Annotated in this window: 10 protein-coding genes; 8 read left to right on the forward strand and 2 right to left on the reverse strand. The window is 32.8% G+C overall.

Annotation, left to right across the window (positions count from 1 at the left end; genetic code table 11):
* Nucleotides 1-46: 46 nt before the first annotated feature.
* Complete coding sequence (locus tag Q0975_RS08715; protein ID WP_299435364.1) at nt 47-199, reverse strand: hypothetical protein; 153 nt, start codon at nt 197-199, stop codon at nt 47-49.
* Between the two features lie 130 nt (nt 200-329).
* On the reverse strand, nt 330-2066 hold the full coding sequence (locus Q0975_RS08720) for a helix-turn-helix domain-containing protein (protein ID WP_299435366.1): 1737 nt from the start codon (nt 2064-2066) through the stop codon (nt 330-332).
* Between the two features lie 619 nt (nt 2067-2685).
* Between Q0975_RS08720 and Q0975_RS08725 the strand changes: the two genes are divergently transcribed.
* From Q0975_RS08725 to Q0975_RS08760, 8 genes are all read left to right on the forward strand, one after another.
* On the forward strand, nt 2686-3375 hold the full coding sequence (locus tag Q0975_RS08725) for an AraC family transcriptional regulator (RefSeq protein WP_299435368.1): 690 nt from the start codon (nt 2686-2688) through the stop codon (nt 3373-3375).
* A gap of 229 nt (nt 3376-3604) precedes the next feature.
* Complete coding sequence (locus tag Q0975_RS08730; protein ID WP_299435370.1) at nt 3605-4117, forward strand: cyclic nucleotide-binding domain-containing protein; 513 nt, start codon at nt 3605-3607, stop codon at nt 4115-4117.
* Nucleotides 4118-4128: 11 nt separating this feature from the next.
* Entirely contained in the window at nt 4129-5697 is a 1569-nt protein-coding gene (locus Q0975_RS08735) for a TolC family protein (RefSeq protein WP_299435372.1), read from the forward strand.
* Nucleotides 5698-5721: 24 nt separating this feature from the next.
* Entirely contained in the window at nt 5722-6984 is a 1263-nt protein-coding gene (locus Q0975_RS08740; protein ID WP_299435374.1) for an NHLP bacteriocin system secretion protein, read from the forward strand.
* Between the two features lie 12 nt (nt 6985-6996).
* Complete coding sequence (locus tag Q0975_RS08745; protein WP_299435376.1) at nt 6997-9237, forward strand: NHLP family bacteriocin export ABC transporter peptidase/permease/ATPase subunit; 2241 nt, start codon at nt 6997-6999, stop codon at nt 9235-9237.
* A 9-nt stretch (nt 9238-9246) separates the two neighbouring features.
* Nucleotides 9247-12159 (forward strand): NHLP bacteriocin export ABC transporter permease/ATPase subunit, encoded by a 2913-nt coding sequence (locus Q0975_RS08750; protein ID WP_299435378.1) that lies wholly within the window; start codon nt 9247-9249, stop codon nt 12157-12159.
* Nucleotides 12160-12171: 12 nt separating this feature from the next.
* Nucleotides 12172-13344: a hypothetical protein gene (locus Q0975_RS08755; protein ID WP_299435380.1), complete on the forward strand. Its 1173-nt coding sequence runs from the start codon at nt 12172-12174 to the stop codon at nt 13342-13344.
* The gene (locus tag Q0975_RS08760; protein WP_299435382.1) at nt 13338-15485 is read left to right on the forward strand and encodes an adenylate/guanylate cyclase domain-containing protein; all 2148 of its coding nucleotides are present in this window, start codon (nt 13338-13340) and stop codon (nt 15483-15485) included. The genes Q0975_RS08755 and Q0975_RS08760 overlap by 7 nt, the downstream gene beginning before the upstream one ends.
* Nucleotides 15486-15500 lie beyond the last annotated feature (15 nt).

Genomic DNA, 15500 nt, shown 5'->3' on the forward strand with positions numbered 1-15500 from the left:
ATTTGTTTACTACTTTGTAAACAAATGGTGTATGTATAAATTATGATTATGCCATCTGTTTAGTTTGAGTATCTGATGAATTATCATCATCATCATCATCATCCATATAATAACTAGTACCACCAACAATGGATCTTAAATTATTTAGTTTGGTGATTTTAATCTTGTGTAATTGCAGTTTGTTGCTCTCTTTTTTCATTTGTTTAAGTTTTAAAAATTTAATGATTTGTGTAAGCCCAAAACTACAATTAAAATGAACAAAATAAATCTCATTATTGCTTGAATTTATAAATTCAAACCTATTTAAAACTATAAAAAACCTAGATAAATCAACCATTAAGATGCCTATGCAATTGTTTTAAAAAGAAGGATGGATATATACCTGTTTTCTTATAAAACGCGTTTGAAAAAGACTGTGCCGTATTAAAACCAAACTCATTGGCGATAGCTTTAATGGTATATGATCGTAACTTTGTATCTTCTTTAAGCTTTGTCACTGCATAATCAATTCTTAAATTATTCATATAGTGTGCAAATGAGGTTTTTCTCTTCGCATTGATAATTTTTGATAAATAGGCACTGTTGGTATTCAATTCTTTTGCCAAAGAACTTAATGTATATTGCTTTTGTACAAATTTTTTGGAAGCTTCAAAACGATCTAAACGAGTTAATATCGTATTGACTACATCATCAGGAAGGTCAATTGTTTTTTCGTCAGCATCTTTTATATCAATCTCTTTTATAACCGCACCCTTTTCGGGATCCACAATCGTATCAGCACTCTTTTCAGAAGTTTGATGGTTGGCCAATAATGCTTTAAAACGGTTTTTGTTTACAACATTTTTCCTCGCAAAATAAATAACGCCAAGTACTAAGCCTATGGAAAGCAATCCTAAAAAGACACTAGTGTATGTCCCCAAACTTTTTTCTTTCTCAAGTTCCTTAATTAATTTTTCTTTCTCATAGAGTAACTTAGGTGTGTCATAGTGTTCTACAATTTTTCTACTTAGATTTTGAGGGCGTTTTTTTATGATATTATTGACAGCTAATAATTTTTTAATTATTTCTAATTGTTTATCCGTATTTCCATCATCCTGATATTTTTTCAATAAAATCTCATAGGCATTTCTCACCTTATAAATCACTTGAGGTTCTTTTTTATAAATAGAATCCACCTTGTAAAGATATTGCAATGACTTTGATGTATTATTTAAAGAATCATAAACCTCACTTATATTCAAATATGTAGTGCAAAGAGATTTCTTTTTACTTAAAATCAAAGAGCTTCCTTTGATTAAGCTATCTAAAGCTTGGGGGTAATTCTTTTTCAACACTTCTGCACTTCCTGATGAAAATAAAAAATAAGGATATAAAAAATGATCTTCTGTTTTTAAACTAGCATTAATTCCTGTTTTGCTCCAAACTATAGCAGAATCAGGTTTATTTGAAAGAATATAAGCGTTTGAAAGTGCATATAATGATTTAAGGTATTGCTCTTTATGATTTTCTTGATTTCCTGTCTTTTCAAAAAACCTCATATTCTTTTTGAAAATCAAAAACGCCTCACCACTTTCATTAATATTATTCTTAAGCAGCCCGATATAGTGTTTTATCACTAGCTGCTTAAAGTCGTTTTTTTGTTTGCTATAGTATTCATTGGCTTTTAGATAATTTTCTAATGCGCCATCATGATCTGCGATATAATACAGCTGAATTCCCTTTTGCAGATAGCCTTCTGCTGGATATTTAATATCCTTTACATCTTTAGTGATCTGTATGATACTATCCGCGTAAGCAACAGCAGTTTCAGAATGTGTAAAAGATTCTGATAAAAAATGATAGGCATCAGCAAGCACTATTACATCATTAGTAGACTTAATCGTATCAATATAGGCATTGGCAAGATTTGTCTTTTTAATCTCATCGGATTCCTCCTTAATTTGTTGTTGATTTTGAGAAATCCCCCCCAAAGAATCCGTAAAAGTGTCTTGTTGCGCATACATAAACAAGCAAAAAAATGAAAATGTAAGCGAAAACAAAATTTTTATCTCGTTGTTAGTTTTCAAAGTGATATTGAGTTAATTAGATAAAAGCTTAAATACTATGTATGGTAGGATTGCTGCGAAAATACAACTTTTTAATGTTTTTAGAATTAATAGTTTTAAGGAACTTTAAATTTATAAATCTCAGCTCTAAATTTATAAATCTCAGCTATGAACATTTGCAATCAAGCATAAATACCCTATAAATTTGGAGTATCAAACAACGTACGATTATGTACTTTTAAAACACCGATTAACAATTACCTTTTTCCCAGTTGTTTTAAAATAACATTCCCTACGAACAAATCCTAAAGAGATATTGTATACGTATCCCTTGCTATATACCTGTATATAGTGACCCTGGATAGGTATGTACAAAAAAAACTGTCTACCCGCAGGATACATCAATGTTTATACTATTAAAATCAAATAATTATGAATACTGTAATAAACAAAAAACAGCCAATTACGGGAACAGGAGACCGCTATGGTCCAATAGCTTAAAAAGGGGGCTTACAATAAATCTGATCCATATGATCTATACCATTATAGACATTGAATAACTGGATAACGTATGGTAAAAAAAGGGGTATTACCATTAATTCATCACACATTTTTATACACATCATAAAACGACCTTATCATGGATATTAATAATCAAATCATCGACTGGAATTCGCCGGACATATTAATGCAAATAGCTAATCACATTAAGAATCCGCTGCGATCAATCTTAGAAGCTAGCAGTAAAATTGTTGGGCAAAAAAGAGGACAAGATACTACCGACGTAGCACTACAGAATCATAGTACAGAGATTATTATTTCTAACACAAAAGAATTGTCTAAACTGATTAATGAAGTGGTAAAAGCGGCACAATCCAAATCTGTAAATGTTGCGGATAAAGAGGTTCCAACAATTTTTAAAATATATCAATCAAATACCACTGTACAATCTAAGTGCAAGGTAACAATAGATGCATCGCATATCTCTAAATCAGATCATTCCTGGCTTTTTAATTTTGAAAACCTGGTTTTTAAGCAAATTAAAAACGGTCAAATGAATCTATATGATTTATCCTTTGCGTTGGCTATAAGTGAAAGGCAATTACATCGCAAAATCAAAAACCTGGTTGGCTTAACGCCTAATAAATACATTAGGGTGCTGAGACTGTACAAAGCCAAACAACTCATTGATCAATATATCTACGATACCATATCCGAGGTATCCTATGAGATCGGATATTTTGATACCCATTATTTTTCCAAACTTTTTTATCAACAGTATGGGACTTCACCAAAAGAATTACTAGCATCAAAAAGATTAATAGAGTAGGCATCAGTATTGTTATTCTCTTTTTTTCTAACAATGTATTTGTGTACTAACTGATGCTTGTGGCACACCCAATATTATTGGGTGTGTTTTTTTTATAAACAGCCTCATAAAAAAACTCTAATTGTCAGTCTCACCAGTATTCTTGTCAGTTTTACATCATTGTTACAAAATATCTTAGCATTCAAAAGAAATAGACATAAGCACTTAAAACTTAATTAAAGATAAAAGCATGAAAAAAGTACTTTTCTTATTAGGACAACTTAACGACCTGGACATAGAATGGATGATCCAAAATGGTAGCAAAAAAAGTCTAAAAACCAACGAAGAACTCATTAGTAAAGGCCAGGATATACGTAACATTTATATCATTTTATCTGGAGAATTAGCGATTACTGACGGAGATCATAAAATTGCCGCTATCGGTCCTGGTGAAATTGTGGGTGAAATGTCTTTTCTAGAATCACGTCCTCCCTCTGTATCTGTTCTTGCAGCAGATGAAAGTGTGGTTTACAGTATTTCTAGAGACCTAATGAATAAAAAATTAGACTCGGATATGGCGTTTAGATCCAACTTTTATTATTCGCTGGCACTATTTTTATCCAATAGACTTCGTAAAACCACTAATAAATTAGGGTACGAATCTCCCGAAGAAGAAGATATAATCGACACCAATGTATTAGATGGAGTAGCCCAGGCTGGTGCTAGATTTAGTCAAATACTAAACAAGTTCTCTGAGGTATAATTTAGAATTTTATGAATTACAAAGTAGTATTATATAATTTGGCGCTGTTATGTACAATAACATTCTATGGACAAACATCTCTGGAATGTGACCTTGTTCAATTAACAAAATGGACTTTGGATAAAAGTCCTGTAATTCAACAAAACGAACTGCTGATTCAGAATGCCGAAGGAAGCGTACGAATACAACGCAGTATTTTTGATTATCAATTAACTGCTGGATTTTCTCTAAGCAAGGATAAAAATTATTTGTTTGATGGAGATCCAAGAAATAGTGTCATTGATACTGATATTATAGAAACTAATACTACTGGGTTTTCCTTAGGATTACAACGTAGATTCAGAGTGGGTTTACTGGCAGCCGTAGAACTTGACTATGATCAACTGTCAGATGATTTTACATTGAATCAATTTGGTCAGCAGGTTAACCCGTTTCTATCCAACCATACAGTTTCTTCTACTCTTTCGTTAACTCAACCACTAATTAGAGGCAGAGGAACTAAAGTGACAACAGCTTTAGAAAAGGCATCATTATTACAGCTGAAAAGTAATGAAAACAATTATGAATTCACATCATCCTTAGAGTTAGCACAGATGGCTATCGCCTATTGGCAATACCTAGCAGCCTATAAAAACACTATCATTTTTAAGGAAAATGAAGAAAGAGTGCGTAATGTGCTGCAGATTACCGAAGAATTGGTAAAGGCAGATAAAAAACCAGCTGGAGATTTGATTCAGATTAAAGCAGACCTTGCTAATCAAGAACGACAAACTACTCTTGCAAAACAAGATCTACATAATACTCGGTTAAACTTGGGTAGAGTTATTGGGTTAAGCGATACTGACAGCGAATTGCTCGGAGTACCAAAAAACGGGTTTCCTACTATTGAGGAATCTGGATTCGAAACAGGTCTTATAACTAAATCAATGATCGAAATTGCTTCTAAGAATAGAAAAGACCTAGAGGCATTTGAAAAAAATAAAGAATCTGCGGAATTACAACTAAATCTTGCAAATAATAATTTGAAACCCCAATTAGATCTCACCGGATTTGCCACGTATGGTGGTATGAATATGGGTAATGGCCTGGATCAGGCTTTTAATACATTAAGTAATAGACAAGGTAGAAATTATGGGGTAGGATTAAGATTAAATTTTTCTTTTCCGCTAAACAACAACTTAGCCAAAGGAAACTATACACTTAGCAAAACCACACTGAGAGATCAGGAAATTGGCTACAATGATCTTCAGCGAAATATTGATCTAAATGTAAATATTGCGGTTAATAACCTCAAAAATTATGTGCTTGTTCTCGAGAAAGCAGCGGAAACTTTGAAACATTCGAAAGAAGTATTTAAAAATGAACAAATAAAGTTTCGAAATGGGCTTACAACCATCTTAAATCTGATCTTATTTCAGGAACGGTTAACATTTGCACAAAGAGATTATTTACTAGCAAAACAACAGTTTGCCGTTGCGATTGTCAATCTTAGATTCGAAACAGGAACATTAATTTCTATGACAGATAACACAGTGTCATCAGTAATTGATACTTCCATTTTTTATAGCATACCAAAATAACATAAATTAAAAACACATAGCATCATGGCAGCAGGTTTCTTTAGAAAAGCAGCATTAGAAAAATTGTCTACTCCAGAAAAACTAGATCAATTAATTAAAGTTTCTAGCCCTAAAGGTTGGATCGCTTTATGTACTATCGCACTAGCGCTAGGAATGGGTATAGCTTGGTCTTTTTTAGGCAATGTAAAAACAAAACTCAATGTAGTGGGCGTTTTATTAGGTGGAGAAATCCATGAAGTAGTTGCTACCTCACAAGGACAACTGATAAGCCTTAATATACAAATTGGAGACATAATCAAAGAAGGAGATGTTATTGCCACCATTGAACAACCTGAATTGTTTCAACAAGTCGAAGAAGCCAAGGCTTCTCTTAAAGAAAGAGAATTTGACTTACAACAATTACTTTCTTTTGGAAATCAAGATTCTCGCTTACAGGAAGAGCTAATAAAGCAAGAACATCATACGATCGAATTACAGATACAATCCGAAAACAAGACCTTAGATTTTTTAAGAAATCAATTAGAAACAGAAAAAGGATTACTTAAACTAGGTTTGATTACAAAACCTCAAGTTGTTAATACCGAACAACAAATGGCATCCACCGCAAATACAATAGAATTCCTTAAAGGTCAAAAAGTAATGACCGCTAGTCAACAGCTAAACATTGATTTTAATCTAGAGCAAAAAATAAACTTAAGTAAACAGCGAATTACAGAAACAGAAAGACGTTTAAAACATTTACAGGAACGTTATGACATACAAACAAATATAAGAAGTTCCTATGCAGGAGAAATTGTCGAATTATTGACAGATGCAGGCATAATGGTTAATCAGGGAACCCCTTTGTTTAAGTTAAAAAATCAAAGTAGTGTTACTGGAAACAAATTAAGAGGAGTACTATATATCCCTTCTCAGGACGGTAAAAAAATTAAAGAAGGTATGGAGGCTCTTATTGTACCTTCTACTGTACAGCCACAAGAGTACGGATTTATGAAAGCTAAAGTAACCTATGTTTCTGATTTTCCAATTACGCAAAAAGGAATGATGATGACCGTAAAAAACGATCAATTAGTAGCTGGTTTATTAGCAAAAGGAGCTCTTTTTGAAGTCTATGTCGAATTTGAAGAAGATCATGAAACATACAGTGGATTTAAATGGACATCAGCTAAAGGTCCAGAAATAGCAATAAACGAAGGTACTTCTTGCATGGGAAAAATAACAGTCAATACAGAACCTCCGGCAACCATGGTTGTTCCCGCTCTAAAGAAATTCTTTGATTTATACTAATACTTAGAAATTATGAGCAAGAAAAAAGAACCTAGTATAGAAAAGCAAGCGCACCCTGTTAAAACACCTACAGTCTTGCAAATGGAAGGGGTAGAGTGTGGAGCCGCTGCATTGAGTATAATTCTTGGGTATTATGGGAAATTTGTACCATTAGAAAAATTAAGAATCGCTTGTGGGGTATCCAGAGATGGATTAAAAGCTACTAATATCCTGAAAGCTGCAAGAGAATTTGGTTTAGAAGCAAAAGGGTACGCAAAATCAATTGAAAAATTGAAACAGCTAGAGATGCCTGCAATCATATTTTGGAATTTTAATCACTTTCTGGTAATCGAAGGATTCACAAAAAATAAGGTGTATTTAAGTGATCCTGCTCAAGGGCGATATCATGTAAGTCACCAAGAGTTCGATGATGCATTTACAGGAGTAGTAATGACTTTTAAACCTGGAGAGAATTTTGAAAAAGGTAATGAAAAAAAAGGATTACTCGGTTCTCTAGCTTCAAGAGTTGCGCATTCAAAAATGAGTATATCCTATATTGTTTTGGCGAGTCTTTTTTTGGTTATTCCAGGCCTGGTCATACCTTCTTTTACTAGAATATTTATCGACAAATATTTGATAAATGGAATTTCAGAATTCATTATGCCGCTACTTTTAGTTATGGGAGGTGTTTTGATTGTTAATACGCTGCTAGTTTATCTTCAGCAATATTACTTATTACGATTAGAAACAAAACTAGCGCTTACAACATCTAGTAAATTTTTGTGGCATGTATTTCATTTACCGATAGCATTTTTTACACAACGATATAGTGGAGAAATAGGGAATAGAGTATCCCTAAATGATAAAGTTGCAAAATTATTAAGTGGAGACTTAGCTAATGCCGCTTTAAATACCATCGTAGTAGTATTTTATGCCATATTGATGTTTTCTTATGATGTAGTACTTACCATCATTGGTATCACCATGGCAACCTTAAATATTATTGCATTACAATTTGTCTCTAGGGCTCGTAAAGACAGTAATCGTCGTTATATGAATGAAAATGGTAAGCTTTTAGGAACAACAACTTCAGGAATAAGCATGATTGAAACCTTAAAAGCTTCTGGTAGAGAAAGTGATTTTTTTACAACCTGGACAGGATATCTGGCCAAAGTAATGAATGCACAACAAGAATTAGGTTGGTTAACAACACGTCTTAATATTATCCCTCCTTTACTAATGTCATTAACTACCACTATCGTATTGGGTACAGGTGCTGTGAGAGTAATGGATGGTCAAATGACTCTAGGAATGCTCGTTGCCTTTTTGTACTTAATGAACAATTTTATGGGACCTGTAAATCAGTTAGTGCGTGTAGCAAGCTTGCTTCAAGAAACAGAGGGAGATATGGGACGCATTGATGATGTGCTTAATTATGAGACCTCTGATGAATTTAATGTAGAGAAAGCAGTGGATGAACTCATCACAGAAGATAAAACACCTACCAGCGCAGCATTACACAACTTGGTAAATAAAGAAAAAATAAAGGGTAAACTGACTGGACATTTTGAAATGAGAAATATCACATTTGGATATAATACGACCATGCCAGCATTAATTGACGATTTCAGCCTAAGTCTAAAACCAGGTAGCAGAGTAGCACTAGTAGGAGGCTCTGGTAGTGGTAAATCTACAGTCGCCAAATTAGCCTCAGGATTATACGAACCCTGGAAAGGAGAAATACGTTTCGATGATGTATTAAGAAAAGACATTTCTAGACATATAATTACAGAATCTGTCGCAGTAATAGATCAAGAAGTTTTGATGTTTAAAGGTTCTATACAAGAGAATATAGCTTTTTGGGATACTAAAATTCCCGAAAAGCATATTATTCAATCTGCTCGTGATGCAGCAATTCATGATGTTGTAGCTGCAAGAGCAAACGCATATGATAGTGAAGTGACAGAACGAGGAGCCAACTTTAGCGGAGGGCAACGTCAGCGATTAGAGATCGCAAGAGCCTTAGCATTAAATCCTTCTATCCTAATTATGGATGAGGCTACTAGTGCTTTAGATCCCAAATCCGAAAAAATAGTCATGGATAATATTAAAAAGCGTGGCTGTACCTGTTTAATAGTAGCACATAGGTTAAGTACAATTATGGATTGCGACGAAATAATTGTTATGGAATTTGGAAAAATTGTAGAGCGAGGAACTCATCAAGAGTTAATGAATAAAAAAGGCACTTATGCCAAGTTAATTGACTCAAAATAATTGTCCGATATGTTAGAAAACGATAAAATAAAACTAGAAGTAAATCAATCATTTGTCCTAAAAGAGCATGATCGGTTTTGGATGATAATCTCAGGAAAAGTAGATGTTTTTTATGCTGATATTGATGAAAACGGAACGTACTTGAGTACGTTAAACTACCTTCATAGTGCCAAGTCTGGCGAGTTATTGTTTAGCTTAATATCATCAAAAAAACACGAAAAAAACATAAAGTTACTTCTTGTTAGCAAAGGAGCAACATTGCTCTCTATAAACAAAAATAGACTAGTAGATATCGATTCTTTTTTTCTAAAGAATATGATTGATAAATGGATTTTAAAAACTGCTCATCAAATACAACAAGTCAACGCTCCAAGATTATATACTCCTTTAACCTCATCAAAAACAGTTTCTCTAAAAAAAGAAGCAATTGTATATCCTACAAAAGGATTAGCTTGGTGCTCGATAAATAGTGGGAAAGTTGCCAAATATTCCCAAAATACCGTATTAGATTCAGAATTAGAATTCAATTACCCTTTTGCTGTATCCAATTCTCTATGGGCAACATCATTAGTTGATAACAGCGAATTAAAAGTAGTAAGCACTACCGAAGTACTCAAGGATGAAATATTCTTTATGTTATCTATAAATGATTTACAAAACCATTTATATACAAAACTGATTAAAAATCACAAATTAAAAATTCAAGAGGAACTACTTCGTATTACTGAAAAAGTAACTTCTGAAGAGTCTAATTTAACAAAAACATTAAGCCAATTGCGAACTATTGTAATGGGTGAAAAAGACAAGGAATCATTTTTATCTGTTGATAATGAAGGTCTCAATAGTACTTTATTTTCTACCTGTCAACTCATAGGGAATGCTGTTGGATTTCAGTTTGAAGCTCCAAAACATATAGAGTCTTACAAAAAAAGTACTACAAATCAGTTATATGCTATTGCACAATCATCAAAAGTAAGAGTTAGAAAAATAATTCTTCGAGGTACATGGTGGAAAGAAGAGAATGGTCACCTACTCGCTTTTGATAAAAAAGATCAGAAACCTGTAGCGCTGATTCAAGAGACACCAAAGAGTTATCTTCTAAAAGATGTCTCTACAGGAGAAACACAAAAAGTCACTCATGAAATTGCGAATCAATTAGAGCCTATTAGTTACATGTTTTTTTATGGTTTTAATGATGTGATGACTTCCGTAAAAAAAATCGGAAAATTTGCATCGCAAGGCATTAAAAAAGACGCTAAATACTTAATAATTGCAGCTTTTGCAGGTAGTTTAATTGGGCTATTAGTTCCCATTCTATCCGGGATCATGTTTGATGATGTTATCCCAGATGCAGATAAATCGCTACACTTCGAGATATTTGCCATCATGTTATTACTAGGACTGGTGACCGCAGGATTACAATTAGTCCAAGGTGTATTACAACTTAGAGTGGAAACCAAATCAAGTATAAATATGCAAGCCGGAGTTATGGATCATTTGTTAAGACTGCCAGTAACATTTTACAAGAAATTCTCGGCCGGAGATCTTACCAACAGAGCATTAAGTATTAATGGAATACAACAAATTCTATCCAGTACTGTAATGACAGCAGTGTTAAGCGGAACTTTTTCATTCGTAAATCTAATTCTTTTATTTTACTACGATTCTAGTCTTGCTTGGATTGGTATAGGTTTAGCTATTCTAGCTATAGCCTTTATGACAATTATAGGTTGGATGAAGCTTAAATATGATCGCCAAATTTCAGATATTCAAGGAGATTTACAGGGGTTCCTTTTTGAATTTTTATCCGGAATTTCTAAAATAAGAATCACAGGTGGAGAAAAAAGAGTTTTCACATTATGGGCAAATAAGTTTTCTAAACTAAAACAATTAGGGTTTAATTCAGGAAGCTATCAAAATTTTGTAGAAGTTTTCAATAGCTCTTATCCATTATTCACCAGTATTTTCTTTTTTGCCTTTATATATTACACCGTGAGTAACGCAAGTACGGCAGGCACTATAATTTCTGTTGGGGCATTTATGGCGTTTATTAGTGCGTTTAATCAATTTCTAAATGATTGCTTAAGAATGAGTATGGCACTCATAACATCTCTTAATATCGTTACACTATATGAGCGTGTTAAACCCATTCTAGAAGAAACACCTGAATCATCTGAAGGTACTACTGATCCAGGCGAACTATCAGGAGAGATAGAAATGAACTCAGTATCATTTAGATATCAACAAGAACAACCATTAGTTTTAAAAGATTTGTCATTTAAGATTAAGCAAGGAGAAATGGTAGCATTTGTAGGAACTTCTGGATCAGGAAAATCTACAATAATGAGATTGTTACTAGGGTTTGAAGAACCCGAAGCAGGCTCCATATATTACGATGGAGATGCATTTGACTCTATGAATAAAGATCTAGTACGTAAACAAATTGGAGTTGTACTTCAAAATGGGGCCTTAATGCCTGGAAGTATTTATAAAAACATCGTTGGAAATTCTGAGTTGACACTAGAAGATGCTTGGGAAGCAGCACGTATGGCAGGTATGGAAGATGATATTAAGCAAATGCCTATGGAATTACATACCGTGATTAGTGAAGGGGCTGGGACATTTTCTGGTGGGCAACGACAACGTTTAATGATCGCTCGTGCTATTGTACATAAACCAAGATTGTTATTTATGGATGAAGCGACAAGCGCCTTAGACAATAGAACTCAAAATATAGTTTCAGAAAGTTTAGATAAGCTACAAGCCACAAGAATTGTGATTGCACATAGATTAAGTACTATAAAAAATGCGGATCGCATCTATGTTTTAGACAAGGGAAGCATTATAGAATCTGGTACTTATGATGAGTTAATAGAAAGAAATGGGGTGTTTACAGGCTTAGCAAAAAGACAAATAGCATAGAAAGATTTTGAGATGAATGAAAAAGCAAAACGTTTATTTTTAAAAGATTTTGTCAAAAGCGAAAGTGCTATTGATGAATTAATTATATATTCTAAAAATAAATTCATTAATACAAACAAAAAGCATTCTCCTTTAAATGATGAATTCATTAAAACTTGGGAATCGTATTATAATGAATCAAAAAAAATCGGAGCTTTTGAAACTTTGAAAAAGCACTTTGTTCAATTACAATACCCAGTGAAAACTGGAATTTCACAAACAGAGGATTATACCAATACGACATTAAAGGGGAAACAAAAACTAAATAAAGATAGTTTAAAACTCAATCATCCGGATCTCATTTCATTAAAAGTATATGAGAGTACCATGGGCGATAAAATTCCTGTAATTATTGTCCCTAACGACGACGATTTCAATACTATTATTTGTGCATTGTCTAACAAAAATGAACCTAAAGAATTACCAAATTCTATGGGTGCCTTATTTATTAACGGAATTAATAATTGGCATAGAATAACTAAGTTAAAAACCAATTGGTTAAAAAGTAATCTATTAGGAAATTGGAATGAAGAATTTAAAAAAAACATACTTCCTAATCCAGATTTATTTAAAGATAAACTCATTGTATTAAGCACCAAAGCATATAGCGGTGTTAAAAGTGAATGTATTGGAGTACCTACAAGCACTTGGAAATCTTTATCCCTAATAATTAGACAAGAACATGAATGTACTCATTTGTTTACATTACAACAGTATGGTTGTATGGCTAATAACATTCATGATGAAATTGTGGCAGATTATGCCGGAATCACAAAAATATTGGGTCAATTCAATAAGAAATGGTTTTTACACTTCATGGGTTTAGAAAGTTACCCCAATTATAGAGAAGGAGGTCGTTTACAAAATTATCAAGCTCCTTTAAAGCTCTCCCAAGAAGCCTTTGATGGTTTAAAAATAATTGTGAAAAAAGTGACCGATACCATTTTTAGTTTCGATACTGCTTTAGGAAGAATTGCAAATGATCACGATGGACTGGAGAGAATTATGAGCATTTGTGAAGTAGATATAATTACTATGGCGTCTCCTAAAGGAGTTGAAAAACTATTAGATAGATATCACGGTAAAAAAGAAGTCAAAGAAGTCAAAGAAGTTAAAGAAGTTAAAGAAATTACTGTATCATGTTAAAAAAGAGCGAAAAAATATTAGGAGAAGTGAATTCGCTTTTACTGCAGGTATCTAAAGTAATGAAGGTAGAGAGAAGCTCTCTTTTTTTGTTAAATAAAGATACTTCTACTTTAGAAAGCCTTGTAGCACAAGGTGTGAAAAATATCATTATTTCTGTACCTGTCGGAAGAGGGATCGTAGGAACGACGTTCAAAAAAGAGCATCCAATTATTGAAAATAACACGCAAGAAAGTGCCTTATTTGATGGTTCTTATGATAGACAACTACATTTTACAACAAAATCAGTCATATGTGTTCCGGTTTTTAATGAAAACGGAGTTGCTATAGGTGCACTTCAATGTCTCAATAAAAATGAAGGTGTTTTCACAAAAAAAGATATTAAAGTCATAAACAGTTTTGCAGCAGCCGTTGCACTTATTATAAAAAATAGTGAGTTATATCTAGCCAGTGAACATATCAAAAACAATTTTTCAACCTTATTGGATGTTTTTAAGGCAGTTTCTTCAGAACTAAATTTAAATAAGCTTATTCAGGTTGTTATGAATAAAGCAGCTGAGATTACGAATGCAGACAGAAGTTCTCTTTTCTTAGTAGATGAAGAAACAGGCGAATTATGGACAGTTTTTGCAAAAGGTCTAGAGGACAAGACCGTTAGAACAAAAAAAGGAATTGTAGCTCAAGTTGCAAAAAGTAAAAAAGCAAGTATCGTTAATGATCCTTATAATCATCCACATTTTGATATTTCTGTTGACAAGAAAACAAAATACATAACTAAATCTATAGTAAGCGTTCCTGTTTTTAATACCCAAAATAAGGTTTTGGGAGTTATACAGGCTATTAATAAACATAAAGATGCTTTTAACGAAAATGATTTAGAAATTTTAACAGGATTTGCTAGTCAAATACGTATTGCTATAGAAAATGCAAAGCTATTTGATCAAATTCAAGGGATAAAAAACCATCTAGATATTTTGGTTCAAAATCTAGATAATGGCATTGTTACAGTAGACAAATCCCTTAAAATAAACACAGTCAATGACACCTTTATCCGAATGTTTGGTTTGAAAAAAGCACAAGACTTAACAGACATACATATTAACGCTTTAAAAACTGAATTAAGATCATTATTTACATATTGCGAAGAAACCATCTGCACAGGGAAAAAAAATTATCACGAAGAACTAGAAGTAAAAATCAACAGCGAGAAATCAGTGACTGTAAATTTAAGTGTCTTACCCATGCAAGATGCTAAAGAGAATATTATAGGCGCTATTGTTGTTTTTAATGATATTTCCCAAGAAAAACGAATACAATCTAACTTAAGCAGATATATTCCTAAGCACCTGGTTAAAGAGGTAATGAATCACGATAATTTATCTTTATTAAATGGGAATTTTTCTAAATGCAGTATTTTGTTTTCGGATATCAGAAATTTCACAACCTTAACCGAAGAATTTGGTGCCATACAGATTGTAGAATTACTGAACAAATATTTTGAAGCAATGATCACTTCAGTATACAAATACAATGGAATCTTAGACAAATATATTGGAGATGCAATTATGACCGTTTTTGGAGTGCCATATGCTAATATTTCTGACGCAAAAAATGCTGTTAATTGTGCATTGGATATGTTTTCTATGCTTGCCAAATTAAATAAAGAAAATACAAAATTACCCATCTTAAATATTGGTATTGGTATTAGCACTGGAAATGTGGTTTCTGGGAATATTGGATCCAAAACACGTTTTGAATATACAGTTATTGGTGATTCTGTTAATCTGGCAGCCAGACTAGAAAGTGCCACAAAAATATATGGAATCAACCTCTTAATTTGTGAAAACACATTCAATGAAATAAAAGATGCTTTTCACTGTAGAGAAATTGATACCTTACTGGTAAAAGGGAAGCAAATACCAGTGAAGATTTTTTCTGTACTAGATCAAAAGAATAAACCCCTTACTCAAAAACAACAGGAGTTTAATGTAAAATATTCAAAAGGATTGGCTCACTTTAGAGACAATAAATATCAAAAGGCTAAACAATTTTTTAAAGAAGCAGATGCTCTAATGCCTAATGATTCTCCTACTAAAGTTCTTCTAAAAAAGTGTAACGAATTTCTTTTAAATACTGTTGAATAGTTAAAATAATTCCTA

Origin of the sequence: uncultured Aquimarina sp., from assembly GCF_947500065.1 — a bacterium.
In the GTDB taxonomy this organism is placed as follows: domain Bacteria; phylum Bacteroidota; class Bacteroidia; order Flavobacteriales; family Flavobacteriaceae; genus Aquimarina.